At 62.8% G+C, this 25,466-nt stretch carries 15 protein-coding genes; 10 read left to right on the forward strand and 5 right to left on the reverse strand.

Translation table 11 applies throughout. The annotated features are described in order from the left end of the window. Window positions 1-16 precede the first annotated feature (16 nt). Window positions 17-1,696: a LamG-like jellyroll fold domain-containing protein gene (locus WKV53_RS25905; RefSeq protein ID WP_341407744.1), complete on the reverse strand. Its 1,680-nt coding sequence runs from the start codon at window positions 1,694-1,696 to the stop codon at window positions 17-19. Beyond that, window positions 1,686-2,252: a sigma-70 family RNA polymerase sigma factor gene (locus tag WKV53_RS25910; RefSeq protein WP_341407745.1), complete on the reverse strand. Its 567-nt coding sequence runs from the start codon at window positions 2,250-2,252 to the stop codon at window positions 1,686-1,688. Before WKV53_RS25910 ends, WKV53_RS25905 begins: the two co-directional genes overlap by 11 nt. Before the next feature lie 172 nt (window positions 2,253-2,424). On the opposite strand from WKV53_RS25910, the gene WKV53_RS25915 reads away from it, so the two are divergent. The 4 genes from WKV53_RS25915 (at window position 2,425) to WKV53_RS25930 (ending at window position 8,189) form a co-directional block, all read left to right on the forward strand. Continuing rightward, entirely contained in the window at window positions 2,425-5,811 is a 3,387-nt protein-coding gene (locus WKV53_RS25915) for a beta strand repeat-containing protein (protein ID WP_341407746.1), read from the forward strand. A 194-nt stretch (window positions 5,812-6,005) separates the two neighbouring features. After that, a complete protein-coding gene (locus tag WKV53_RS25920; protein WP_341407747.1) occupies window positions 6,006-6,710 on the forward strand; it encodes a LuxR C-terminal-related transcriptional regulator in 705 nt (234 codons plus the stop codon). Between the two features lie 24 nt (window positions 6,711-6,734). Continuing rightward, window positions 6,735-7,016, forward strand: a complete 282-nt coding sequence (locus WKV53_RS25925) for a hypothetical protein (protein WP_341407748.1) — start codon at window positions 6,735-6,737, stop codon at window positions 7,014-7,016. Window positions 7,017-7,097: 81 nt separating this feature from the next. Further along, the gene (locus WKV53_RS25930) at window positions 7,098-8,189 is read left to right on the forward strand and encodes a glycoside hydrolase family 76 protein (protein WP_341407749.1); all 1,092 of its coding nucleotides are present in this window, start codon (window positions 7,098-7,100) and stop codon (window positions 8,187-8,189) included. A gap of 171 nt (window positions 8,190-8,360) precedes the next feature. On the opposite strand, the gene WKV53_RS25935 is transcribed toward WKV53_RS25930, so the two are convergent. Beyond that, complete coding sequence (locus WKV53_RS25935; RefSeq protein WP_341407750.1) at window positions 8,361-12,209, reverse strand: beta strand repeat-containing protein; 3,849 nt, start codon at window positions 12,207-12,209, stop codon at window positions 8,361-8,363. Window positions 12,210-12,439: 230 nt separating this feature from the next. After that, entirely contained in the window at window positions 12,440-13,606 is a 1,167-nt protein-coding gene (locus tag WKV53_RS25940) for a substrate-binding domain-containing protein (RefSeq protein ID WP_341407751.1), read from the reverse strand. Between the two features lie 116 nt (window positions 13,607-13,722). Between WKV53_RS25940 and WKV53_RS25945 the strand changes: the two genes are divergently transcribed. From WKV53_RS25945 to WKV53_RS25965, 5 genes are all read left to right on the forward strand, one after another. Further along, entirely contained in the window at window positions 13,723-15,087 is a 1,365-nt protein-coding gene (locus WKV53_RS25945) for a sugar porter family MFS transporter (protein WP_341407752.1), read from the forward strand. Beyond that, complete coding sequence (locus WKV53_RS25950; RefSeq protein ID WP_341407753.1) at window positions 15,071-15,583, forward strand: hypothetical protein; 513 nt, start codon at window positions 15,071-15,073, stop codon at window positions 15,581-15,583. Before WKV53_RS25945 ends, WKV53_RS25950 begins: the two co-directional genes overlap by 17 nt. 137 nt (window positions 15,584-15,720) lie before the next feature. After that, complete coding sequence (locus tag WKV53_RS25955; RefSeq protein WP_341407754.1) at window positions 15,721-17,601, forward strand: glycoside hydrolase family 32 protein; 1,881 nt, start codon at window positions 15,721-15,723, stop codon at window positions 17,599-17,601. Between the two features lie 58 nt (window positions 17,602-17,659). Further along, complete coding sequence (locus tag WKV53_RS25960) at window positions 17,660-19,777, forward strand: fused MFS/spermidine synthase (protein WP_341407856.1); 2,118 nt, start codon at window positions 17,660-17,662, stop codon at window positions 19,775-19,777. Window positions 19,778-19,822: 45 nt separating this feature from the next. Beyond that, window positions 19,823-20,725, forward strand: a complete 903-nt coding sequence (locus WKV53_RS25965; protein WP_341407755.1) for a YihY/virulence factor BrkB family protein — start codon at window positions 19,823-19,825, stop codon at window positions 20,723-20,725. A gap of 31 nt (window positions 20,726-20,756) precedes the next feature. On the opposite strand, the gene WKV53_RS25970 is transcribed toward WKV53_RS25965, so the two are convergent. Further along, window positions 20,757-24,890: a Calx-beta domain-containing protein gene (locus WKV53_RS25970; RefSeq protein ID WP_341407756.1), complete on the reverse strand. Its 4,134-nt coding sequence runs from the start codon at window positions 24,888-24,890 to the stop codon at window positions 20,757-20,759. A gap of 351 nt (window positions 24,891-25,241) precedes the next feature. Between WKV53_RS25970 and WKV53_RS25975 the strand changes: the two genes are divergently transcribed. Then, window positions 25,242-25,466, forward strand: coding sequence for a hypothetical protein (locus tag WKV53_RS25975; protein WP_341407757.1), 225 nt, complete (start codon window positions 25,242-25,244; stop codon window positions 25,464-25,466).

Here is a 25,466-nt window from a genome sequence, read left to right on the forward strand (position 1 = left end):
TTGGTGATTGGGCGGTTCAACGTTGCTTTCCTCCGAGCGCGGCGTGCTGGCGGATTTCTTCCGGGGTTAGTACACGATCGTAGATTGCGATCTCCGCGAGGCGGCCGTGAAGCTGGCGCCATGGCTTTGAGTCGGCTTCGGTGGTGGTGTAGCCGACGGAGTAGCCGAAGAGCAGGGCAACAGGAGTTTGCGGAGCCACCTCATCGCAGACCCCGGAGGCGAGGCGGACTCCGTCGACATGGATGGACATCTCGCGTTCCTGCCGTTGGGCGACGACATGGTGCCAGACGAAGGGGAGGGTGCCAGGTTGTGAAATCAGATTCACGCCCTCGGTGCTCATGGCCGTCGCACGCATCAGATAACGCATGCGGCCCGGGGCCAGCGAGCCGGCTGGAGAAGATGAGGTGCCTGCTTCCTGGCGGCCGGCAGGGACGACGAAGTCCGGATACTGCGTGGCAAACTCCAGCAGGCTGAATTGCCGCGAGCTTCCGGCATCTGGAGCGAACGATGCCAAAGTGGCGTGCCCGCAGTCGGTGGTGGCGAACCACATTTCCACTGCCGAACCGGCCCGTATCATGGTCCACGGCTGCTCTGCGACAAGGCCGGCGGGACCTTCCTCGTGGCCGAGTCTTGCGCTGACATGGCCTCGTTCATCCGGCAGCAGTTTGACGGCTCCCACCGATTGCAGCGCCATGCCGCCGGCGATTTCATTCGGGATAAGCCCGTCGGCGTCGCTGCGATCGAGTCGCCAGTAGTGCTTCGGCTTCGCGGCGAGGATGGCGCCAGCATAGTCATCACTAAGAGGAAGTGGCGGCAGCGGGATTTCCGGGGCGGCGGGGAAATCATTCATGCCGGAGGGTTCGAACTCTCCGGTGCTGGGAAGCATGCGGACGGCTTCGCTTGGCTTTAGAACCTGGGTGCGCACGCCGTCCTGTTCCGGTTGCTTTAGAGCGGCGAGCACCGAGCCTTTGAAGACGCCGACTTGCGTGGCGCCGTCATCGGCCACGGTCACGCCCATCTCTGTTCCCAGGTCGGTCGCGGTGCCGCGCGGGGTTTCGACGCAGAATCCCTCCGCTCCCATCGGCACATTCGTGCGGATCTTGCCGCGGTGAAAGATCACGCGGTTGAAGGCGGCCAACTCGAGATCCGCAGGGCCTTCTATCGTGAGCAGCACGCCCTTGTTGAAGAGCAGCGTGACCCGGCCGGATTGCAACTGCAGCCGTCCTTGCCTGAGCAGGTCTCCCGGTTGGGGAGGGCGTGCATTGGCCCATTGAGGGGAATCCGCCAGGAGCAGTTGGGCAAGTGGTGGCGGCTCAAGAGGCGAGTCCGCTGGTTTTCGCCAGAGGAGGAGGATGCAGAGCATCACCGCGACCGAGGCTGCGCCGACGGCGGCCAAGCGCCACCAGCTCTGGACGAGACGGAAGGGTTGCTTGCTGACGGCGGTCATCACGCGGCTTTCCAGCGCCTGCTGCGAACCTGCCGGCTCGTGGACGATGCCCAACCTTTCGCATAGCTCCAGCCAGCGGGGCTCGGGGGCCTGGGCGACGCGCGCGAGGGACAGCATCCAGATTTCCCCGGTGAAGGCGGCTCGGAACTCCGCGTCTTGTTCCAGCCGCGCGAGCAAGGCGTCGGCCCTTCCTGGCGGCAATTCACCGCCTTGCCACGCGGCCACGGCATCGAGCAGGTCAGGATCCATGGGACAAATTCCTTTCAACGCAGTCCCGCAGCAGTGCCGAGGCCCGGTGCTGGATCTGATAGATGTTAGGCACGGAAAGCGCCATCTCCCGGGCTAAGGCGAGAGCCTTTTCTTGGTCAAGCCAGCCTCGTATCACCCGGCGCATGCGGTCTGGCAATTTACCGATGCAGCCTAACAGGGCTTCGAGATGCACTTCCTTCGTTCGGCTGGCGGCGGTGTCGAGATCGGCTTCGAGGAGATTGACGGCCTCCCGCTGGAAAAGCTCCAGCGCTCCGGTGCGGCGTGAGGTGCGCTCGTAGTGATGCCGTAGCTTGTTGCGGGCGATGCCACGCAGCCAGGCTCCGAAATTCTCGCTCCTGACAAAAGTGGGAAGCCGTTCGTAGGCGACGATGAATACCTCCTGAGCGAGATCATCGAGATCATTCAGATGGAAGAGCTGCGTGCCGAGAAACGTGCGCAACGATGGACCATACTCGCGGACAATGCCGAGGAAGGCATCGGTCTGTCCGCCGAGGATGTCATCGAGGTGTTTTTCGAGATCAAAGGCTTCGGCCATATTCAGCTCTTATTCACGCGTTGCGGGGGATCCTGACAAAAAAAGTTCACCGGGAAAAATAAACGCGGCGGTTTGTCAGAATTCCGAAGTGGGCGGGAAGTTGTCGGACAGCAGCCCTTCGCAGCCCAGTGCGAAGCCTTTCCGCTGCTTCTTCAGAACCCAAGACCCCACAATGAAAGTCCGTAGAAACAACCCCTTCCTCCGTTTTTCGCCACTGTCCCCCGCAGCGGTGGTGATGATTTCCTTCGCTGGCTCCACCGGAGCACATGCCAACACCGCACTGAATGTGAAAACGGCGCTGGCTCTCGATGCCGGCCTGCAGGTGGCCACGACCTATGACCAGAACCTGGTGCCTGCCGCTACCCGCGACATCGTTTTCACCACGACCGCGAACTACGCGAACAACTTCGTGGCGGGCAGGTTTGGCATGGGAAACACGATCAATACGGGATCGATCAACCTCCTCAACACGGCCACGCCGATCACCCTTTTCAATGGCAACCAAGGCACCGCGGCACCGGTCACGCTGAGCGGAGGCAACTCGACGTCCGGCAATGCGGCGGACCTGCTCTATGTTGCTACCGGTGCGAATCTGGCGATCTCCGGATTCAAGGCCGATGGGATCGTGCCGAACACGGTGAACCTGATCCTGGGAACTTCCGGCAACTTCAACGTGGCGGGCACGGCGTGGATCAGCGCGCCGATCGCGAGCGGCACCATCACGCAGAATGGCACGACCAACAATCTCACAGCGAACACCAATGCCATCACCAAGACGGGAGCCGGCACGCTCCTCCTGACCAGCTCGCTGAACAACTTCACGGGCGGCATGACGATCAGCGGTGGCGTCTTGCAGTTGGGCAACGGCGGCACCACGGGGAAGCTCGCCACGGCCAGTGCCATCGTCAATGACGCGAACCTCACGATCAACCGGAGCAACGCGACGGTGCAGGGCACGGATTTCAGCGCCGCAGCCATCACTGGAGCTGGTTCGTTCATTCAGGCAGGATCGGGTAGCACGACCCTCACGGCAGCGAATACCTACACTGGTGCCACCACCGTGAACGCTGGCACCCTCCAACTGGACGGCTCCCTCACTTCGAACATCACCGTCAACGCCTCGGCGACTCTCACGGGCGCGGGTTCCACGACGGGTTCGCTGACGATGAACGCCGGATCGACCTTTTCCGCGGCGACCTTCGATCCGGCTTTCCAAGCCAACGGGGTCAACTTTGCCGGCGCTACCAAGCTCACGTTCAACGGCACTCCGAGCTACGGACAGCAGACGGTCCTCTTCAAATACGGTGCGGGTGGCGTGCAGTCCCTTGGAAATCTAACTTCCAACTTCCGGATCACGCCGCAAAACGATGTGGCGAATTCCCAAGTGGTGGGCACGGTGACGGTCAATGACCTGACGTGGAACTCGACCGATGGCACGTGGGCAATCGGCACCGGTGGATGGAGCGGCGCGCCGAGCTACTATGATGGTGACAGCGTGACCTTCAATGAACGTCCGGCGGCAAGCACGGTCACGATCAGCGGCGTTGTCAGTCCGGCATCAGTCGTGGTCACCAATACCGTCAATCCCTACACCTTTACGGGCAGCGGTTCGATCAGCGGGATCACGAACCTTTCCAAGGAGGGTGCGGGTGCCTTGACCCTCGCGACGGGCAATACCTACTCCGGTGGCACCAATCTCGAGGCGGGGATGCTCAATATCAATCATGCGTCGGCGCTCGGGACCGGTCCGCTGGCCATCTATGGCGGTGGCATCGACAATACGAGCGGCGCGGCGTTGGTGATGACGAACGCCGTCCCGCAGAATTGGAACACCGACTTCACGTTCACCGGCAGCCAGAATCTCGACATGGGACGCGGCCTGGTGGTGACGGGCGGCGAGGGATCTAACAGGACGGTCACGATTGCGGCGGGGACGCTCACGGTGGGCAGACTCACGACGTTCGGCCAGGGCTTCACCAAGCAAGGCCCCGGCAAGCTGGAGGTGACCGGATTCGCGAACAATATCGCCAACAGCACAGTCACCGGCGTGCTGAATGTTGCCGCGGGTGAACTGCAGATCAATCGCACCGGGGTGGCCGCGGCCGATTCCGGAGACTTCACGGCCGCGGGCCTCACCGGAAGCGGCACCGTCACCAATGGAGGCGCTGGTTCGCGCTGGTTCTACTCGAATCCGACGGAAGGCAGCTTCACTTTCACCGGCCTCCTGGCGAATGGCGGGGCGGGCGGCCTTGGATTCTACAAGAGCAATGCTGGCACCCAGATCCTGACCGGGGCGAACACCTTCACGGATGTCGGGAACGTCGTCGGCGGCGCTCTGGTCCTCGCGAATAACACGGCCTTGGGAACACCGGCTGGCAATACGAATGTGAGCACCGGTGGCTCGCTGCAATTGCAGGGTGGCATCACCGTGGCGGAGCCGCTGGTGACCTCGGGGCAGGGGACAGGTGTCGCGTCTAACAACGTGGTGGACCTCAATCCTGCCGCGCCGGGAGCGATCCGGAATCTGTCGGGAAACAATACCTTGAGCGGAACCGTGAGCCTCACCAGCGGTGGTGGTGGCACGCTGGTGCGGGTGGACAGCGGCAGCACGCTGCATTTCACGGGGACGATCGGCATCATCAATGCCGGTACTAACCGCCGTATCTTCCTCGGTGGTGCTGGCAGCGGTGACGTCAGCGGCGTCATCAGCAACAACTTCGGTGGAGCGGGAGTGCTCAGCGTTGATAAGGTGGACGCAGGCACGTGGACGCTCGCGGGCGTGAATACCTACACGGGTACCACCACGGTAAACGCGGGGACTCTGGTGCTGAACGGGAGCCTCTCTACAGGCGCGGTCACCGTGGCGACGGGCGGCACCCTTGGCGGAAATGGGTCGATTGGCGGAAGTGTCACCATCGCGACGGGAGGCATCCATTCGCTGGCGCTTGCTGCGACTCCGGAGGCCCAGGTGCCGCAGACCATCACCGGCTCGCTCACCCATGCCGTGGCTTCGGTCCTGAATCTGACTGCGCTGTCAGCGCCTGCTGCCGGAACCTACAATCTGGTCACCACCACGACGGGAACGATCACGGGACTTCCGGATCGCTCGGGATTTGCCGGTGGCACGCTGGAGATCTCGCCGGATGGCAAGACGCTGAGGCTGGTGGTTACCGGTGGAACGGACTATGGCAACTGGATCGGCGGGTTCACCTTCGCTCCCGGTGCGGATACGACGGCAGCGGGCGATCCGGATGGAGATGGCGTGAGCAATGCGAAGGAATACTCCTTCGGCCTCACTCCGAATAGCGGCGCCTCCCTCAGTCCGATGGTCTCGACCCTCGACAAAGCCACGGGGCAATTCAGCTATACCCGCCGCAAGCCGTCGCTGACCGGCCTCAACTACAGCTACGAATTCAGCACGAATCTCAGTGGCTGGACTTCCTTCACACCGACGGCGGTCGTTTCCAACAACGGTGATCCGATCGAGACAGTAACCGTCACCGTTCCCGCCGCGGTGATGAACAACGCGAAGGCATTCATCCGTGTGAGCGACCAATGACCGGGTGAAGATCGTCAAAATTGAAGTGAACCACTCACACGCGAGCGAGCCGACAACGAGGCTCGCCACATGACGAGTTTCCAGGGGTTTTCCTGAACGAGGTCATTCAGGAAGCGTAGTGGCGGCCCGGCCGGGTTACCGGGCCGCCATCCTTGGATGAGAGCTATGACGTGACTTTCACCTGCAGCAAGCCAATGAACCTTTTTCGAACGCCGATTCACGTCGGGATCGTGGAAAGCAATCGAGGGATCCTGTCCGAGCTTCAGCAGCTCATCAATGAAGCAGGAAACCTGCGTTGTGTCTGTGCCTCGACCAGCGGCGAGGATGCCTTGGAGAGGATTCCACAGGCGCGACCGCACGTGGTGATCATGGGCCTGGGCCTTGCCGGGATCTGCGGCATCGAGTGCACGGTCCGCCTCAAGCGGATTCTCCGGGAGACCCAGGTGTTGATATACTCGTCGCAAAGCGCGGAACAGTCGGTATCGCGTGCCTTTCAGGCTGGAGCGGGAGGATATCTTCTCAAGCACCGCGATCATTCGGCGATCGTGCAGGGGGTGTTGGATCTGGTGGACGGTGGCGCGCCGATGACCGGCGAAGTCGCCCGCAAGGTCGTTCAATCCTTATGGAGGACAGAAGCCCGCAGTCTCAGTGATCTCCTCACGCCGCGGGAAGAAGAGATCCTCGGATGTCTGACGAGCGGGCTGGTGAACAAGGAGATCGGGGACCGGCTTGCCGTGAGTTGTGACACGGTGCGCTATCACCTGAAGAATATTTACGCCAAGCTGAGTGTGCGAACGCGCACGGAGGCGGTGGTCAAGTATCTGAGTTCAACCGACCGACACCCGGGTGATGCGGAAGTGTATCCGCTGCCGCTGTCGCCCCTGATCGGGAGCAAGTGAAGCAAGCTCACGAATCGCCGGATCATGAGAGAAGCCATCCATGAAGCCGACTCGCTCGACCTCGAGAACGAGATTTTCGAGACGGCCCTGCAACTCACCGATCCCGAGCGAAGACGCGAATACCTGGACAGGACGTTTTACGGGGATCGTCAGGGCAGGGAGGGAATGGAGGAGTTGCTCGGGATGACCGGGATCGCATCGAGCTATTTTCTGGAGGGTCGCCAGAGAATGCTGGAACTCGCCCGGGAAGTGCTGGAGGAGCTACCGGAGTGGGTAGGTGTCCCGGTGCTTCCTCCAAAGCGCTGAAAGAATTTCCCCTCGCCACCGTTCCCGGAGTTCAATCGCTCGGCCCATGAGAGCGGCTTTCAACTCCCGTCAGGCGTGACAATGATACGAACCATCCGGATCCCTTGTATTGCAGCGACTAGCTTCGCACTGGCGGGCGGCCATTTGCAGGCATTCACCACGGCGGATTCGGATGCGATTTTCGAGGCCCATACGAAGACCTTCTATCGAGTGGAGAATGGCAAAGGGTGGCACCTCAAGAAGTCGGATGGAGACAACAGGGCGGACTTCTGGATGCAGGCGGAGATGCTGGAAATGGTGCTGGATGTTTACGCCCGCACCCAGAGCAAGAAGCAGCTCGCGATGTTCGACGAGTTGCTCAAGGGATTCATCGCCAAGCATGGGGAAACCTGGGAGCGCAACGATTTCAACGATGACATCATGTGGATGGTCATCGCCTGCACGAGGGGATACCTGATCACGAAGAATCCCGAGTATCTCTCGGTGGCGAAGGCGAACTTCGACCTCTGCTACAAGAGGGCGATCTCGGATGACCTCGGCGGTGGCCTGTGGTGGAAGACCGACAACAAGTCGAAGAACGCCTGCGTGAATGGCCCCGGAGCAATCGCGGCTTTCCTGCTGGGGCAGGCGACGAAGAATCACGCCTATACGACCAAGGCGAAGGAGCTGTTCCTGTGGGAGCGAAAGACGCTGTTCGACGAGAAGACGGGAAAGGTCTCCGATAACATCCAGAAGAGTGGCAAGGTGGGTGCCTTCGCACTCACCTACAATCAGGGGACCTTCGTCGGAGCGGCGAACTTGCTCGGTTACAACAGCGATGCGCAGCTGGCGGCTGCCTTCACGATGAACAGCATGTGCAAGGATGGTTATCTGCCGGCGTCCGGAGAGGCGGGCGATGGCGGTGGATTCAATGGGATCGGCGTGCGATGGATCGCCCGCTACATGAGGGACCAGAAGCAACAGGCGACCTTCGAGCCATGGCTGCAGAAGAATGCCGAGGCCGCCTGGCAAGCGCGGCGGGTGGACGACAATCTCTCCTGGTGTGCCTGGCCGAAGCCGACGCCCGAGGGAACGAGGCATGCGTGGGGCTGCAGCAGTGCGGTCGTGATCCTGCAGGCGGTGCGGCCGACCGAGCCGGTCAAGCAAGAGGGTGCTGTTAGAAAAGCGCCGTGAGTTGAAACGAGGGACCTCTTCTCCGGAACCTACCGCCGTTTTTTCCGGCGAACCCATGCCGGAGAAGAAAAGGCGGTTGCCCTCGGGAGCTGCGGTTGCCGGAGAAGAGGACCAAGTCGGGGAGGACACTTTGCCGCCCGCTGAGGAGGCGGGCGGCGCGTGAAGGGGTGCTTACTCGGTGGTGGTGGCCGTGATCCGGGCGAACAGTTTCCCGGTCGGCGCATTGGATGCCGGGATGGTGACGATCACGTGATCGGGCGTGGTTTCCTCATCGATCGTGACGGTGATGCCGCCCGCGTAGGAGCCGCCGCTCTGGGTGATGGGCACATCGGTCCAAGTGCCATTGAGAGTGGCGGCCCACTGGACGGTCGCATCGACTTCTCCGATGGAGGTTTCGTCGCGGTCGAACTCGAGGGTGAGTCCTTGGCTGCCGTCGCCAGTGACCGTGATGAGGGGCGTATTGTCCGTCACGAGTGGATTCCCGCCGAGCACCCACTCGAGGCCATTGGCGATGCCGTCTTTCTCCGGATCATCATTGAAGCCATTCTCCTTGCCGGGAGAGCCATCGAGGCCCTTTGACGTGGCCCAGACGAGATAGGGGCTGGCCGCGGAAGTGGAGACGAGCTGCACTTGGAACGGGGTGTAGTGGATTACAAAAGAGTTCAATCCAGAGCTGATCGTGGCACCTTCCGGCAAGCTGGCGAACGTGCCGGTGACTCCCCCGGAAGCATCGACGATGGCGAACTCGGTTCCCGTCGACAGGGTGCTCGCGCCGATTTCACCGAGCGTGAGCGTCGCGCCCGCGATATCGATGGTGCCGAAGGATTGGACCTGGTCGGCGCTGCTGAACTCGCCATCGATCTTCACATGGAGGGTCGAGCCCGGGGCGAGGTCGGCCGAGCTGCAGAAGAAGACAGCCGTGTCCGCATCACCAGGGGCAAGGGTGGCGCCCGAGGCTACGGTCAGGGCGGAGTTGTCGCTATTGCCATTGCCGCCGAGCGTGCCTGCCTGGACGGCCGTCGTTCCGCTGAAGGAATTGAGGCCATTCAGGATGAGCGTGCCGGCGCCGGTCTTCACGAGGCCGCCGGTGCCATCGAGGGCGCCCGTGAGGCGGATGGTGTGGCCGGCGGTGTCGAAGGTGGTATTGCCGCCGGTGCCGGTCAGGGCGATGGCCAGCGGTGACTGCCAGTCCGCGGCGGCACTGATGGTGCTGCCGCCGAGAGCGAAGGTGTAGAGTCCGCTGGTGGTGGTGATGCCGCCGGTGCCGATGGTGAAGGTGCCGCCATTCAGCGTGCAGGTGGCGGTGCCGAAGCCAAAGGTGGAGCCTAGTTCCAGCTGGCGGACGGAGACGGAGCCGCCGGCTTGCGTGAAGCTGCCGGTGACACCGGCGCTGGTGCCTCCGAGGGCGAGGCCGAGCTTGATGTTTGGCATATTCAGCGTGCCGCCGTTCATCTGGTAGCTGGAGGCGGTGCCCGTGTTCGCTCCGCTGGCGCCGATGAAGGCGTTGGCGCGGTTGGCGGGAGTGTAAGTGAAGGTGCCGCCGTTTTGAACGACTGCCGCGGAGCCGCCATCGCGGCCGAAAACGAGATCGTCAACGTAGCTGCCGGTGACATTGATGACGGCACCGGGCTCGATGGTGGCGGTGGTGTGGGCGCCGGTGATATTGCCGAGCCAGATGGTCGCACCGCCGCCGGTGAAGTTGGTGGTGCCGGTGAAGCTCAGCGTGGCATTGGTGGTGGTGATGCCGCCGAAGCTGCTCGTGCCCGTGAAGCTGCGGATGGCCGAGCCGCTATCGAGCAGACTGCCGGTGAAGGTATTGTTCCCACCGAGGGTGAGATTGCCCGAGGCTCCGATGAGCACGAGGTTTCCAGAGACCGTGGAGGTGCCATTGAGCGCGACCTCGCCAGCGTCCAACAGCAACGAGCTGCCGGAGGACAGGGGGGAGGTCAGCGTGAGCGAGCCGGCGCCCAGCTTGTGCAGGCCGCCGGAGGATGTGATCGTGCCGGTGCCACCGAAGGTGTAGTTGTTGGAACTGCTATCCACGGTGAACGAAGCGGTGGAGACGTTCGTGCTGACATTCACGGCGGGAGTTGCCGAGCCGGTGTTGCCGAAGCTCACCGGATCGCCGTCGGCGAAGGTGGTGGCGGCCACGCCGTCATTCCAATTCGGAGTGAGGAAATTCCACGCGTTGGTGGTGCCATCGCCGACCCAGGTAAGATTGCGGCGGCTGGTGCCGAAGACGACGTCCGACCAGCTCTGGCCGATGCGAATTTCATCGTGCTTCACGGTGCGGGTGCCGTCGAAGGCGGCGAGCGAAATGCCATTGAAGGACATGTCGGCCGCGGCCAGCCGGGTGAGCGTGGGGACGCCGGGCTCGGTGGCCGAGACGGGATTCTGATAGACGAGGACGTCGTCATTGCCGGCCTTGAAGTTGATGCGCACGACGTAGAAGTTCACGCCGGTGCTGCCGGCGCCGATGACGGTCTGGGTGCCATTCGGCGCGCGGAGCGAGATGGTGGCGTTGCCGGTGTCATTGCCGATGCCGCCGATGCGTCCGGGGTCGCCGAGATTGCCGCGGTGGAACTCGAACTCGAAAAACTTGGTGGTGCCGTCCGGCTGCTGGAGGAAGCTGATGTAGATCGTCTTGCCATCGGCGCCGATGTTGCCGCTGCCATCGACGTAGCCAGCGGTGCCGAAGCGGCCGCCGGTGGTGGCATCGAGCAAGCGTCCGTCACGCTGGCCATTGGGGACGAAGGAGGCGTTTCCGTGCGAGAGCAGGTCGTGGCCGTTGGGAGCATTGGTGCCGGCGACGAGGCTGGCGCCGATGATGTCAGAACCGCCGCCGGAGACATTGGTCCACGCGGCCCCCCAGCCGAGGCCGCCGGTTTTGGCGACGGTGGCGCCGGGACCTGTATCATAGTCGAAGCCCTCGTAGGCGAGCAATCCGGCGGGTGCAGTCTCCACCGTGACCTGTGCATCGGTGGTAGTGGCGTTGCCTTGGGAATTGGTGGCTACCAGATGGTAGGCACCGCTGTTAGAGGGTTGGGCATTGCCCAGCGTAAGCGTCGCGTTGGTCTCGCCGCCGAGTGGATCGCTGCCTTTGTACCACTGGTAGGTCGGCAGCGGTTGGGCGGTGACGTCCGTGGTGAGCACCACGGTGGAGCCGGCGTAGGCCTGGGTGGCGGCCCGCGGTTGCTTGACGATCACCGGTGCCGCATTGGGAGGAACGGTCACGTCCGCCCAAGTCTCGCCGATGCGGACTTCATCATGGGCGACGGTGCGGCTGTTGTTGAAGGCGCCGAAGGAGATGCCATCGAAGGACATGTCCGCTGCACCAAGCCGGATGAGCGTGGGGGAGGCAGGTTCGGTCAGGGATGTGGGATTGCGGTAGACGTAGACGTCGTCGTTGCCGTTCTTGAAGTCGATGCGGACAACGTAGAAGTTCACATTGGTATCGCCCGCGCCGATCGCGGTGTGGGTGCCGTTCGGTGCACGCAGGTTGACGTTGGTGCCGCCCTGGTCATTGCCGATACCGCCGATGCGTCCCGCGTCGCCGAGGTTGCCGCGGTGAAACTCGAACTCGTAGTAGTTCGAGGTGCCGTTCGCTTGCTGGAGAAAGCTGAGGTAAATGGTCTTGTTATCCGCGCCGATGACATTGCTGGCGTTCACGTAGCCGCGACTGCCGAAAGGGCCGGTGGCGGTGATATCCAGCTTGCGGCCGACGCGGCGGCCATTCGGCAGGAACGAGGCGCGGCCGAGCGAGCGGAGGTCGTAGCCTGCCGGGGCGCTGGCGGATGCGGTGAGACCAGCGGCGGAGACATCGGAGCTGGCGTTGCTCACCGTTTGCCAAGCGCCGTTCCAGCCGGAGCCACCGGCCTTGCCGGTCAGGCTGCCTGAGCCTGCGGGATAGTCGAAGCCTTCATAGGCCATCGGTGCGGCATGGGTTGCCAAGGGAATCAATAAGGCCACGCCAAAGGCGAGCGGGGTCAAAGGGAGGTAGGACTGAGTTGGTTTTTTCATGGACTCGGGGTCGCGGTTTTTCGAACCGGACACCGGACGGCGGCAGGATCATCACGATCACTCTCCATCCGATGGGTTATGCCAGCTACCCCGGCACCCAAAGGCGCAACAACCGGAAAGCCCGTGCCCCTTGCACGATTCTGTCACGACCGCTTTTGAGTGCAGCCATGACAGCATGCCGGCTCTCGAGACTCTCGGGTGCCGTTTTCAATCGTGTCGCTCCGCCTCCCCTACTTGCTCCCGCTGCGGGACGAGCCTTGGTAAGCGCCGCAGGTTTCACGCACGATCATCTGCGGCGAGAGCATGATGTTTCGCGGCGGCAGGGAGGGGTTAGAGATCCGCTCGAGCATGCAGTTGAAAGCCGTCAGGGCGATATCGCGGCAGGGCTGCTGCATGGTGGTCAGCGGGATGGTGAGCAGGTTGGCAAAGCGGACGTCGTCGAAGCCGACCAGTCGCACGTCATCCGGCACCTTTACGCGCAGGCGGTTCAGTGTTTGCAGCAGTTGCGCGGCGATGTGATCGCTGGTGCACATGATCGCCTCGATCCTGCCGCTCTGCACTATGGTGCGGACAAACTTCTGGTCGAGCGGATCGCCGATGCGGACGAAGTCCCTCGGGACATCGATGCCCTGGGCAAACATGGCGGATTGTGCGCCCGCGATTCGCAGATCCACGGTGGACGCGGTGTAAGGCTTCGCGACGTAGACGATGCGCTTCACGCCTAGCTTGATCAAGTGGGCGGCGAGGCGATAGCCGCCGGAGAAATTATCCACGCCCACGAGATCGAATTCGCTGCGGCGGGGGAGGCCTACCGCATCGCGATCGAGCAAGACGATCGGAATGCCAGCCTGTCGGAGCCGCGTGAGAATGCGCAGGTTCGCTTCATCGCGATCTGCTTGATGCTCGAAGGGGACGGCGAATACCCCGGCGAGTCCGCTTTCGATGAAGCGCTCACAGAGTTCCTCGGCCTCGCTGACGGTCATCTTGGGTTCGTTCAGGTTGCGGCTCAGTCCTTGGTCGCCCCACCACAGTCCGAAATCATGGACGCGGGCGAGGTCGGCAAGCTCGCCGCAGATCGTTTCGAAGATCTCGGTGTGGCGGAGATTCGGCACCAGCATGCCGAGTTGCCGGGTGCCTGCCTGAGGCCGACGAGGTGCGCTGCTACCGCTGCCAGTGCGCGGATCGGAGACATAGGTGCCTGAGCCCGCGCGGCGCTCGATCAGCCCTTCATCACGCAGCGCAAGCAACGCCCGGCCGATGGTAGGGCGGGAAACCTGGAACCGTTCCGCAAGCTGGAGCTCGCTCGGCAGCCGACCGGTTTTGGCATATTTTCCGGCCAGGATCTCGGTGGCCAGTATCCTCGAAACGTCACGGTGCTTTGCCTGCTTGTCACTCATGCGGTCATCTCAGGTTTTATCCAGTCATGTCTGGAAAATTGACCGTGTCAACGCTGGCTCTTGTCCGGGGAAGGGCTCGGGCTTGAGCTTGAGGTGTGATTTCAAACCCAGAATCGGTGAACGCCGACGACCTTGCCGGAGAACCGGTCGGCATTAGTCCGGCATTGATAGGTGCCACCTTGGTGGGAGCGCTGGGCGGCCTGCTATTCGGCTTCGACACGGCGGTCATTTCCGGCTGTCAGGACCAATTGAAGAAGCTGCTTTCGCTCACGACGGAGGCGCAGGGAATCATGACCGCGTCAGCCATGGCCGGGGCGACCGTGGGATCGCTGGCCGCTGCGAAACCCGGCGACCTCTTCGGCCGGCGCGACTGCCTCAAGTGGACGGCTGGCTTCTACCTGCTCTGCGCGCTTGGGTGCGCTTTCGCCACCGATCTGTGGATGATCATCGCGGCGCGTGTTCTTGGTGGTCTCGCGGTAGGCGCATCCTCGGTGCTGGGCCCCATGTATCTCGCGGAGATCGCACCGGCATCATGGCGTGGACGGTTGGTGGCCTGCTTCCAGGTGAACATCGTCCTTGGCGTGCTGGTGGCCTATTTCTCGAACTATCTGATCGGCACGTTCAACCTGGGCGACCAGGAGTGGCGATGGAAACTCGGCGTGCAAGCCGTGCCTGCCGCGGCTTTCCTTGCGACCCTATTTTTCATCCCGCGCAGCCCGCGTTGGCTGCTGATGAAAGGAATGCGGCAAGAGGCGGCGGAAACGCTTGGCCGGCTCGGCGTGAAGAATGTGGATGCCCAGATTGCCAGCATCGAAGGCTCGCTTTCGGCGAACCGTTCCACGGTTAGCGCATCGCTTTTCACGGCGCAGTTCCGCAAGCCGGTGATGCTGGCCATTATCATCGCGGTCTTCAACCAGGTCGGCGGCATCAATGCGCTGTGGTACTATGCGGATACGATTTTCACGATGGCCGGATTCGACAAGAATACGAGCGCGCTCCAGGCTGTAGGACTTGGCATTGCCAACATCCTGGCAACGCTCTTCGGCATGGCGGTCATCGACAAGGTCGGCCGCAAGCCACTGCTGATGTGGGGCACCGTGGGCTGCGGCATCGCCTTGGCCGGGGTGGCCTTGATCTTCACGACGGGAGCCCGGCCGGAGCTGCTGGTGTGGCTGTTCGGGTTGTTCGTGATCTGCCACGCCTTCGGCCAGGGTGCGGTGATCTGGGTCTTCATCAGCGAGATCTTTCCGACCGTGGTGCGGAGCAAGGGCCAGACGCTCGGCAGCTTCACGCACTGGTTCATGGCCATGCTCGTCTCGTATTCCTTCCCGATGGTTGCCCGGGGTGTGGGCCAGCCGCTCGCAGGATTGCCTTTCTGGATCTTCGCGATCTTCATGGTGATCCAGCTCATCGTCGTCGGAATGACCTTCCCGGAAACCAAGCAAATCGCACTCGAAGACATTGATGAAACCATCCGCTGAAACGACCGAAGCCGCCGGATGGCGGACCCTGCGCGCCACGGTGGTGCCGGGCCATCAAGTGGCCTCCGGCAATAACCGCAATCCGCTCTTTCCCGGTGGAACGATCCGCATGCAGGTGCCTCACTTCCGCGCGCTGGGCCTGGATCTCTCGGAATTCCATCCGGGCACGATCAACATCAGCATCGCTCCGAACCGCTACCAGGTGCTGGAAGCGGCGGTAACCTTGCGCGAGGTGCAATGGCATCCCACTGAGCCAGCGGAGGACTTTTCGTTCTTCGATGTCGAGGTGACCGCAGGTGAAGGTGCTCCGGTGCGCGGCTACATTTACTACCCGCACCCGGATACGAAGCCAACGCACTTCCAGAGTCCCGATGTGCTGGAGCTGCTGCTGCCGTTCGTGAGTGGCATCGAGTATGGAGCCGCGATCAAGCTGAAGGTCCGCGAGAACCAGCTGTCCGTGCTGGAGCCGGACGCGCGGGAACTGGCCGATTGTTAGATGCCGTATCTCCGAACGTTGATAGCAGCTTTACTGAAGCGACGTTCTGCTCTCTGCCTGGAATTCCCGGGTGCCTGTGCGTGTGGATCTCCGCGAGACAGAAGAATCCCGGCAAAGCTGCCCCTGATCCTTTCCCGATGAATTTCAAACGACCTTTCACCACCATGCCCCTCCGCTACCTCATCATGCACTCGTTGCTCGCCACCGTTGCATTCGGTGCCGACGATATTGTCATCAACGACTTCGAGAGCGCCGGCTACGGGGCGTGGCGGAAGGACGGCACGGCCTTCGATGAGGGGCCGGCGCGTGGAGCCAGCCTAGCGACGCTGGAGATCACCAATGCGGTGGGCTCGGGTGTCGCGTGCAGCGAGAACTTCAACTCGGGGACTACCGGCGGCAATGATGTGCCGCAGGGGCGCTTGACCTCGCAGGAGTTCGAGATCCAGCGGAAATACATTTCCTTCAAGATCGGCGGCGGCGACTACGAGCGCCATGCGTGCATGAACCTGCTGGTGGACGGCGAGATCGTGAAGAGTGCCACGGGAAGGAACTCCGATGCGATGTATGCCGCGAGCTGGGATGTCACGAAGTGGGCGGGCAAGAAGGCGAAGATCGAGCTGGTGGATGAAGCCAGCGGTAACTGGGGCCACATTCTCGCGGATCAGCTGGTGCAGACGGATGCGCCTGCGGTGCTGCCGGTGGTGACCACGCCGGTCTATCGGGAAGCGGCGCGCCCGCTGTATCACTTCACTGCCCGGCAGTGGACGATGGACCGGCTCAATCCCGGCATGCGGCAGGAAGGCTGGCTGAATGACCTCAATGGCATGATCTTCTACAAGGGCGAGTATCACATGTTCGCTCAGCGCTGGAACAAGTGCTGGATCCATGCGGTGAGCAAGGATCTGGTCCACTGGACCGAGCTTCCGCCGGCCTTCTGGGAAGAGGAGCTCGACAGCGCGGTGCAGTCCGGCTCCTGCGTGATGGACATGAAGAACACGTCCGGCCTCGGGCAACCGGGCAAGGAGCCGCCGATGGTTGCCGTGTGGTCCCGCAACGACAACCGCACCCAGTGTCTTTCCTACAGCCTCGACAGCGGACGCACCTTCAAGCACTACGAGAAGAATCCGCTCTTCGTCTTCCCCGAGCGCGATCCCAAGATCTTCTGGCACGCGCCGTCTAACAAGTGGGTGATGGTGATGTATGGCAGCGGCCAGTATCACATCTTCACGTCCACGAACCTGCTTTCGTGGAAGAACGAGAACAACCCGATTCCCAATGCCTTCGAGTGCCCGGATTTTTTCGAGCTGCCGGTGGAAGGCACGAGCACGAAGAAGTGGGTGCTGGTTCACGCGGACGGGAAGTATTCCTCAGGCGCCTTCAGCGGGACGAAGTTCACGGAGGAGACGGACCGCTTCCTGATGGACATCGGCGGCGACCCTTTCTACGCCACGCAGACCTTCAACAATACCGAGACCGGCGACGGACGGCGGATCCAGCTCGCCTGGATGCGCGGCTCGAATTTCCCCGGCCAGCCCTTCAGCCAGCAGGTGACCTTCCCGTGCGAGCTGAAGCTGAAGAATACCCGGGCGGGCCTGCGCATCTTCCGGCAGCCGGTGCGCGAGATTTCGCTGCTGGCGGATCAGGTCAAGAATGTGCCATGCGGAAAGCTCACCCCCGGTGAGGTGACCACCATTTGTGAAACGGGCGAGGCCTATCGCATTGAAGCCGAGGTGGACATCCCGGCGAATGCCTCGGTGGTTTTCAATGTTCGTGGCACCGCGGTGCGCTTGGGCAAGAATGAGCTCCGCGTGAATGACAGGAGCGCCAAGATCCCTGAGGACGTGAAGAAGGTGGAGATCCTCGTGGACCGCGCCTCGCTGGAGGTGTTCGTCAACGACGGCGAGATTTCCTGCACGCGGATCCTCCATCCATCGGCGGCGGGGACGCTGCTGACCACCGAGGGTGGCAGCGCGACGGTCCCCACCGTGCGCCTCACGACCCTGAAGGGAATGTGGTGAGTTAACCCCGGAGATAAAAACAGCTTGTCCAAAGGCCCTTCTCCGTGAAGTGAAGGGCATGCTCAGGCGAGGTGCGCCTCTTTTCACCCTAACCCTCTTTCTTGGCGCGGCGCTGCTGTTTCTGATCCAGCTCGTCTTCGCCCGCATGGTGCTGCCGTTGCTCGGCGGCGCACCGGCCGTGTGGAATACGGCGATGGTGTTCTACCAGGCGGTGTTGCTGGCGGGCTATGGCTACGCGCACTGGCTGACGACGAAGGCGGGAAGAAAGTGGCAGCCCGGGATTCACGCGCTGGTTCTTTTGGCGGGCTTCGCTTGCTTGCCGTTCGCCGTTCCGGGCAATGGCGGGCCTCCGGGTGACAGCAGTCCCATTCCGTGGCTCATAGGAGTGCTCACGATGGGGGTGGGGTTGCCCTTTTTCGCCGTTTCAGCGACCAGTTCACTGCTGCAACATTGGTTTTCCAAGACGGCCGATCCCGATGCTCGTGATCCGTATTTCCTCTACGCTGCGAGTAATGCCGGCAGCCTCGCCGGCTTGCTCGGCTATCCGCTACTGGTGGAGCCGAATGTCACGCTGAGAGGACAGGCGTGGGGATGGATGATCGGCTATGCCGTGCTCGCGGTGGGCGTGTTGGCTTGTGGCTGGCGTTCCGCGCAAACAACGTCGTCCGAGGTGGAAGCGCCACGTGGACGCATCACCGGCAAACGGCGCCTGCGGTGGGTGCTGTGCGCGCTGGTGCCGTCCAGCCTGATGCTCAGCGTGACGACCTATCTCTCCAGCGAGATCGCGGCGGTGCCGCTGCTGTGGGTGCTGCCGCTGGCTCTCTATCTGGCGACCTTCATGATCGTCTTCGCGCAACGCCCGCTGATCCCGCATGAAGCGTCGAAGCGGCTGCTGCCCTTGTTGCTGGTTGGAGTGGTGATGGTGATCGCGACAGTGGTGACGACGCCGATGTCGTTGCTGGCGGCGTTGCACCTGGCGGGATTTTTCGTCGCGGCGCTGGTGTGCCATGGTGAATTGGCAAAGGACCGGCCGGGCGCGGAGTCTCTAACAGAGTTCTACTTCTGGATGTCGTTCGGTGGGGTCCTGGGCGGGGCATTCAATGCCTTGGTCGCGCCGGCGATCTTCGACCGGGTCATCGAGTATCCGCTGATGGTGGTGGCTGCTGCATTGATCGGCATTTCCTCGGGGAAGGCCGGTCGCCATCTCGCCTGGGCGGTGGTGCCGGTGGTGCTGGCGCTTGTTTTGGTCAAGCCGCTGGGGCCGATGTTTGCCTTCGGTGTGGCGTCATTGACGTGCTTCCTCTTGTCGAGGAACGGTATCCGCTTCGCCCTCGGGCTGGCGGGAGTGCTATTGGTCGCGGGCTTCACGGGGGAGGGGGGAAGCCGGGTGCTCTTGACCGAGCGGAGCTTCTTCGGGATTCACCGGGTGGAGGACGATGGCAGATTCCACAGCCTCTTCCACGGCAAGACGATCCACGGGGTGCAGGACATGAGCCGGCCAAAAGTGCCGCTGAGCTACTATCATCCGGAGGGATCGCTGGGGCGCATCTTCGGCGCGGGCGTCACCGGGCCGGTCGGGGCCGTGGGGCTCGGTGCGGGGGCGCTGGCAGCGTATGGAAGGCCGGGGCAGGCAATCGATTTCTACGAGATCGATCCGGTGGTCGCGCGGATTGCCAGCGATCCACGATATTTCTCGTACTTGTCCGGTTCGCGGGCGAAGGTTTCGATCATTCTCGGGGATGCACGGCTGATGCTGGCGAAGGCTCCGGATGCCCGCTACGAGCTGCTGGTGCTGGATGCCTACGGCTCCGACTCGGTGCCGGTTCACCTGCTCACCCGCGAGGCGCTGCAGCTCTACCTGCGCAAGCTCGCCCCGGGAGGGCGGATCGCCTTCCACGTCTCGAATCTCCACCTGAATCTCCGGCCGGTGGTGGCAAATCTCGCCCATGATGCCGGGCTGGTCTGCCTCGCCGAAGACGACGAAGACGTGACCGATGAGGAAATGAAGGCTGGCAAGTTTCCCTCGCGCTGGATGATTGTAGCGCGGCGGTTGGAGGATTTCGGGTCCTTGCCGGACCACGGGAATTGGGAAGTTCTTGGAAGCGATCCGAAGTCGCCGTTGTGGACGGATGACCATTCCTCGATCCTGCCGCTGCTCGATTTCCGGCTGCGCTGAATCCGGGCTTTCGCGGGTGCCTTTCCGGGTGTTAGATCCCCGGTGATGTCGCGGATGAGAAAGCTGCGGTTTTTCCTCTTCTTCCGGATGATGACCCGCCGGTGGAGGCAGCATCGTCATGCGGACAATGCGGCGGCGCTGGCCTTTTACGCGCTGATTTCGCTGCCGCCGCTGCTGCTGATCGGGGTCACCGTGGCGGGCGTGGTGCTCGGCGAGACGGCGGCGCACGGGGAGCTGGAAAGCAAGTTCACCGCGGTGCTCGGGGTGGACATGGCGCGGATGATCGAGGCCATCTTGCAGAGCGCACGGATCGCTCCGCGGTCCCAGCCGGGAGCCTTCGTGGTCGCGCTGGTGACGCTGCTCTACGCAGGCTCGCACGTTCTTTCGAAATTACGCACGACGCTCAATATCGTGAACGAGGCCGCGCCGGCCGATCCCTCGCGGCGGTGGCTCGGCAAGCTGGCGGCGAGAGCGCTGTGCGCGGGATTGATCCTGATGTTTGGCGTGATGCTGGCTGCGGGCACGGTGCTGGATGCCTTTGCAGCCTTCGTGGCTGCACGGATGGATGCGCCGTGGCTCTCGAAGCTGAATCTGGTTCAGCGCTTCGGCTGGCTGTCCACCTACACGCTGCTGATGTTCGTCTTCGCGCTGATCATGAAGGTGCTGCCGCGGCGGCGTCCGCTGTGGCGGCACGCCTTCGCCGGAGCCGCCTTCGCCGCGCTGGTCGCGATCTCACTGAAGGGCGGCCTCGACCTCTACTTCCGCTACTCGGCGTGGGGATCCTTCATCGGTGGCGGTGTGAACTTCCTGGTCTTCCTGTTTTGGCTCGCGGCTTCGATCCAGGCCTTCCTCGCGGGAGCGGAGGTGGCGGCCTGGTTCAGCCGGCAAGTGGCGAGGAAGAAGCGGGCTGCCCAGCGGGCTGCGCTCTCTCGCGCGGGCAGCCAGTAGATCAGAAAGGTCTCTAACAGACGCCGATAGCTCAGTCCCACCGGAGCCGGAAGAAGCCGCCTGCTGCTTCTGACGGAATGGCCAGCGAGCCATCTTCGGAGAGCGTGCTGCCGGTCATTCCATGTTCCGGAAGCAAGTCCCAGTTGCCGGAGGTGTCGCGCTTCGCGACCGGATTCCAGGTCAAGAGATCACCGGAGTTTTCCAAATGGATCACACCACCGGAGGGAATAGAGAAATCGGAAGCCAGCGGGAGCGTGAGCGTCCAACCGCTTGCCGATTTCGTCAGCACCAGCGGCTGGGATTCGATGGACGGAGTGGTGACGATCGTTTGTGCCACGACGGTGGGCACGATGGGAGCCGGGAGGAAGGGCTGGAGCTGTGGGATATCGCGGAGATCGATGACCTTGGCCTTGGCCTGGTCGAAGATGTCGTTTTGCTGGCAGGCGAGTTGTTCGCCATTGAGCTGGATGTCGTAGAAGCCGACCTGCGAACCGCCCTTGATCTGGACGATGAGGTGCGGTGGCAGGGTGCCCGACAGCTCGTAGAGATAGAGGCTGCTGCCGCCGACGGCGAGGACGTTGCCCGGCAGGATGGCGAGCGAGTAGCCGATGTATTCGTCTTCATCGGTCGGAGTGCCGGTCCAGAGAAGGGCGCCGGTGGTGGCGGAGTAGCCTTGGACGGCACCGCGGAACTCGGGATCCGGGGCACTTGTCGGCTTCGAGGAGGCGATGAGCAGGTCTGCGGTCGAGACCATTTCCTCGCCGAAGAAGCGGCCGGCACCGGGCGAAGGCGTGGCGAGCGTGCGCAGCAGCTTGCCCTTCGGCATGGAGTATTGGAAGACCGCGCCGGAGCGGTTGTTGATCCATGGCGCGGCGATCCACACCGATTGGTCGTTCTCGGTGATGGTCTCGCCGAAGCTCATCGTTTGACCCTTCGGTGCCTTGATGGTCTTCAGCTTCTTGCCAGTGCGGATGTCGTAGAGGTAGGCGGCACCAGGAGACTTCTTCTCGGTGACGAATGCCTCCGAGCCGGGCGCGCCGATCCACAGATGATTTCCGCGGGTGTAGAGCTCATCGCCGAAGCGCTGGAGATACTTCTGGCCATTGATGTAGTAGAAGGGCGTCTTGCGATCGCCGGGACGATAGACGTAGACCCGCGATGGAAGCTCGTTGCCCAATTTGCGCCCGTAGTTTTCCTGGGTGACGGCCAAGTAGTCGCCAGTGCCTGCCATGGTGAAGGCGAAGGAGTAGGCGCCCATGGTGCCGACCGGCGAGATCTGTGAGAAGGTCGGGTCTTCCGTCCAGGATACGAGGTGGGCGCCATCAAGGCGGCTCTGATAGGCCCAGCCGTCGCCAACGGGGGCGAAGTTGCGGCCCATCGGCTTCTCGACCCAGCCGATCTCATCGACCGAGATCAGGTCGTCATCGGTCACGCCTACGGAGACGCGGCGGACCTCGGTCTTGCCATTGCCGGTCAGGGTGATTTCGAGCGCGGCGGTGAGGTCTTCCTCCGGGATGTAGTCATTCACGACCGACAAGCCGGAGTCGAAGGTGGTGGTGCCTGCCGGAACCACGACGGGGATGCCCGTGCCAGCCCAGTCCGCGGCCTCATTGCGACCGGCGGCGATGACCTGGCAGGTGACGGTGATCGGATAGGGAGCGGCCTCGGTGAAGGAGACCTGCAGGGTGCCATCGTTCTCGCGGATCGAGTCCGGAGTGACGAGTGACGGTAGGTCGGTGCCCTGCGAGAAGCGTGCGATGCGGAAGCCGTCCCACTCGAAGGAAGTCACGGCCTTCGTTCCCTCCACGGCGAAGGGCGCAAGCTGGAAGCGCGGTGTCTCCAGCGAGTCCGGCAGCTCCGCGGAGCCCGGCAAGACGGTGGCGGCGAGGTCGCCTAACAGCATGTCGATTTCCACGCTGGTGCTGCTTTCGAAAATGCGGACCACGGGGTGTCCATCGTAGCGCCGGTCGGTGACGAAGATCCTGCCGCCATCGACATCGATGCGGCCCACGTCGCCAAAGGAGCCATTCAGCGGGAACAGCTGCTTGAGATCCTGCGGCGTGGTGACATTGCAGAACCACACCTTGTTGTGATACGTCATCACAAGGAGGTTGCCATCCGCCGCGAGGGTGGGAGTGCCGCCGTTCCATGGACCGGGGGAGATCAGCAGGCCGAGGTCCGAGCCATCGGTGCGCGAGTACTTCCGCAGGGAACCGCCGGGCTCCGTCATGATCAGGAAGTCCTGCGTGTAGGCGGCAGTGCTCAGGAAGAGATTGCGCTCCGGCTTGAGCGTCGTGTGGGGCGGGGTGAGCGAATACTCGAAGCTGGCATCGGTGCCGATGCCGGTGACGACGTGAGTGTCGGAGAATGCCTCGGTGCCATTGTCGCCGAAGTCGCTGCTCTTCCGGAAGACCACCTGGTCCGTCACGGGATCATAGACGGTGATCGCGGCATACTCGCGCAGCAGGGCGCGGCCGTTGGCATTCCCGAGGAAGCTGAGGCCGGTCTGCGGGACCGCACGATTCCAGTTCGCCGCTGTCCAATCGCCGGAGTCAAACGGCTTTGTTAGAACGGCGGGCTGAGAGGAAGGAGCGGTGGTCCATTGGTTCGTCTGGATCAGGCGGCCACCGGCGAGTGAGACGCCCGTGGCCTTCGCCTCGGAGCCTACCCATGGTGCCACGGGTGACAGCAGGTTGAAGGACGAGCCGCGGATCACACCGGCGAAGCGGGTTGATGTTAGAAGGGCATTCGCGCTCGGTTCGGAGAGCTCGACGAAAAGCGATTCATTGCCCTCGATGACCTGGTCTTGCGTGAGCGGCACGTCGATGACCTTCGTCGTCTGCCCGGCGGCGATCGTGTAAACTTGGTCGACCGCGGTGAAGTCGGCGGGCGAGGTCGCGGAGCCATTGCTGGTGCGCAGGCGGAAGGACACGGGACTGGTGTCCGTTTCGGAAAGCGACACCTGCACCTTCAGGATGCCATCCGACTCATGGGCGGGCAGGCATTGGCCGCTGAGCTTCGTTTCCGGCAGGCCGCCGGCGGGCATGCGATAGGAGACGGTGCCGGACAGGGCGCTATCGGCCGGCAGGAACCACAGGTCGCCATCCACGAAGGCATAGGGACTGGCGACATTCGGTCCGAGGCTGCCCATGAAGAGCGACGCCTGATAGGCAGCGCTCGCAGAGGTGCCGGAGAGGAATAGGACATCGTTGCCATACTTGGAGAGCGTGGCGTGCCAGTTGCCATTCGCCGCGATCACCGGGCGGAGCTGTGCCTGGTAGTAGTTGTCCGCCGTGAAGTCCGACCGCGCCGAGAGTTGCGACGTGGCGAGATTGTAGTGAAGCAGCGAGGGAAAGGGATACGGGCTGCCGGTGCGGGCGGTGAAGATGAGCGCGCTGCCATTCATCGCGAAGCTGGCGCCCACCTCCGTGCTATTGAAGTCCTCGGGCAGTGGGAGGGCGGTGAAGGTGCCGGTGGCGAGATTCACATCCACGAGCTTCTGCGGGCCGGACCACATCGCGGCGTAGTAAACGACATGATCGCCGGCCATGGCGGCCGTGTTGCCACCGGCGAAGGTCTGTTGGTTCAGGTACGGGAACTCCGCCGGGATGGTCAGCGTGGGCAGCTCGGCCATCGTCGCGACATTCCACAGGTGCAGTTTTCTCGGGACCGGATCGGAGACGAGCAGGCGGCCATTCGAGAGTCCGCAGAAGGAATTGCTGACGCCACCTCCGACGGCGAGATCGGCGCTGCCGACGAGCGTGCCGGTGGACACTTGATACACGATGGCGGTCACGCCGCTATTCGCGCCCGGTGGATTCGTGTGGGTGACGAAGGAGTCGCAGAACACCGCGAGGTAGTCGCCCTCTGCGGCCATGGCCGAGCCGAAATTCGAGATATCCCGCAGTGAGCCGGGGCTGCCCGCGATCGGGGCGTCATCGGCGGGGCGAGTCAGCGTGCGGATCACCAGGCCGGTGGTGCGGTCGGCGATTCGGACGGTATTGAAGTCGGTGCGATAGGCGACCCAAGTGCCGCCGTGGACCACGTTCACGGCCGGCAGGGATCCCTCTGCCACGGGCTGCGGGATGAAGGGGACCTGTGCCTCCGCCGGAAGGGCGGCCAGCAAGGAGATCAGCGCGATGGCGCGGAAGTTGAAGAGTGACATGTGAGGCAGAGGGTCTAGGGGCGTGGGAAGTCTGGCGAATCGTTTTCTCGCCTATCATCATCGGGAAAGCCGATGGTCTCTGTGGCTCCGGGGGGAAGTTGTGTGGAGACTCTCCGTCATCTGACTGAGGTCAACTCGAATGTTGGAAAAGCAGCACGTTTCGGCGCGTCCTTAGCGCCGTGTTGCTTCCTGCAATCTGCACCGCTCGGGCCGCGATGATTTCGCGTGGGGCGAGGCACCGTGTGACAACTTCGTGCCAATGCGGGTCCTGTTCATGAAAAGGTTTTCTTCCGCCAGGGGGCCAGTCGATGCGATAGCCTCCCCAAAGGCTCCCGTGGCATCATGCTGCCGATGGTTGCATCACCTGATAGTCCACAGCTCGTCGGTGCCGAGGAGTGCATCGAGCTCATCTTCCCTTGTGAAAAATCCCGGCCGGGACTGCGGACCTTCCGCCAATGGCAGGCACAGGGATACATCCCGGTCCACAGGATCGGGCGGCGCACTTACTTCGATCCGGTGCAGGTCCGCGCCGCGATCGAGCGGCGCTTCCGCATCGCTCCCGCCGAGGTTCGCTAA

This window comes from Luteolibacter sp. Y139 (assembly GCF_038066715.1).
GTDB lineage: Bacteria > Verrucomicrobiota > Verrucomicrobiia > Verrucomicrobiales > Akkermansiaceae > Haloferula > Haloferula soli.

Excerpts from the sequence above, each read along its gene's own strand:
- WKV53_RS25905 (WP_341407744.1), bottom strand. The coding sequence starts at position 1,696 with ATGGATCCTGACCTGCTCGATGCCGTGGCCGCGTGGCAAGGCGGTGAA.
- WKV53_RS25910 (WP_341407745.1), bottom strand. The coding sequence starts at position 2,252 with ATGGCCGAAGCCTTTGATCTCGAAAAACACCTCGATGACATCCTCGGC.
- WKV53_RS25915 (WP_341407746.1), top strand. The coding sequence starts at position 2,425 with ATGAAAGTCCGTAGAAACAACCCCTTCCTCCGTTTTTCGCCACTGTCC.
- WKV53_RS25920 (WP_341407747.1), top strand. The coding sequence starts at position 6,006 with ATGAACCTTTTTCGAACGCCGATTCACGTCGGGATCGTGGAAAGCAAT.
- WKV53_RS25925 (WP_341407748.1), top strand. The coding sequence starts at position 6,735 with ATGAGAGAAGCCATCCATGAAGCCGACTCGCTCGACCTCGAGAACGAG.
- WKV53_RS25930 (WP_341407749.1), top strand. The coding sequence starts at position 7,098 with ATGATACGAACCATCCGGATCCCTTGTATTGCAGCGACTAGCTTCGCA.
- WKV53_RS25935 (WP_341407750.1), bottom strand. The coding sequence starts at position 12,209 with ATGAAAAAACCAACTCAGTCCTACCTCCCTTTGACCCCGCTCGCCTTT.
- WKV53_RS25940 (WP_341407751.1), bottom strand. The coding sequence starts at position 13,606 with ATGAGTGACAAGCAGGCAAAGCACCGTGACGTTTCGAGGATACTGGCC.
- WKV53_RS25950 (WP_341407753.1), top strand. The coding sequence starts at position 15,071 with ATGAAACCATCCGCTGAAACGACCGAAGCCGCCGGATGGCGGACCCTG.
- WKV53_RS25955 (WP_341407754.1), top strand. The coding sequence starts at position 15,721 with ATGAATTTCAAACGACCTTTCACCACCATGCCCCTCCGCTACCTCATC.
- WKV53_RS25960 (WP_341407856.1), top strand. The coding sequence starts at position 17,660 with ATGCTCAGGCGAGGTGCGCCTCTTTTCACCCTAACCCTCTTTCTTGGC.
- WKV53_RS25965 (WP_341407755.1), top strand. The coding sequence starts at position 19,823 with ATGTCGCGGATGAGAAAGCTGCGGTTTTTCCTCTTCTTCCGGATGATG.
- WKV53_RS25970 (WP_341407756.1), bottom strand. The coding sequence starts at position 24,890 with ATGTCACTCTTCAACTTCCGCGCCATCGCGCTGATCTCCTTGCTGGCC.
- WKV53_RS25975 (WP_341407757.1), top strand. The coding sequence starts at position 25,242 with ATGGTTGCATCACCTGATAGTCCACAGCTCGTCGGTGCCGAGGAGTGC.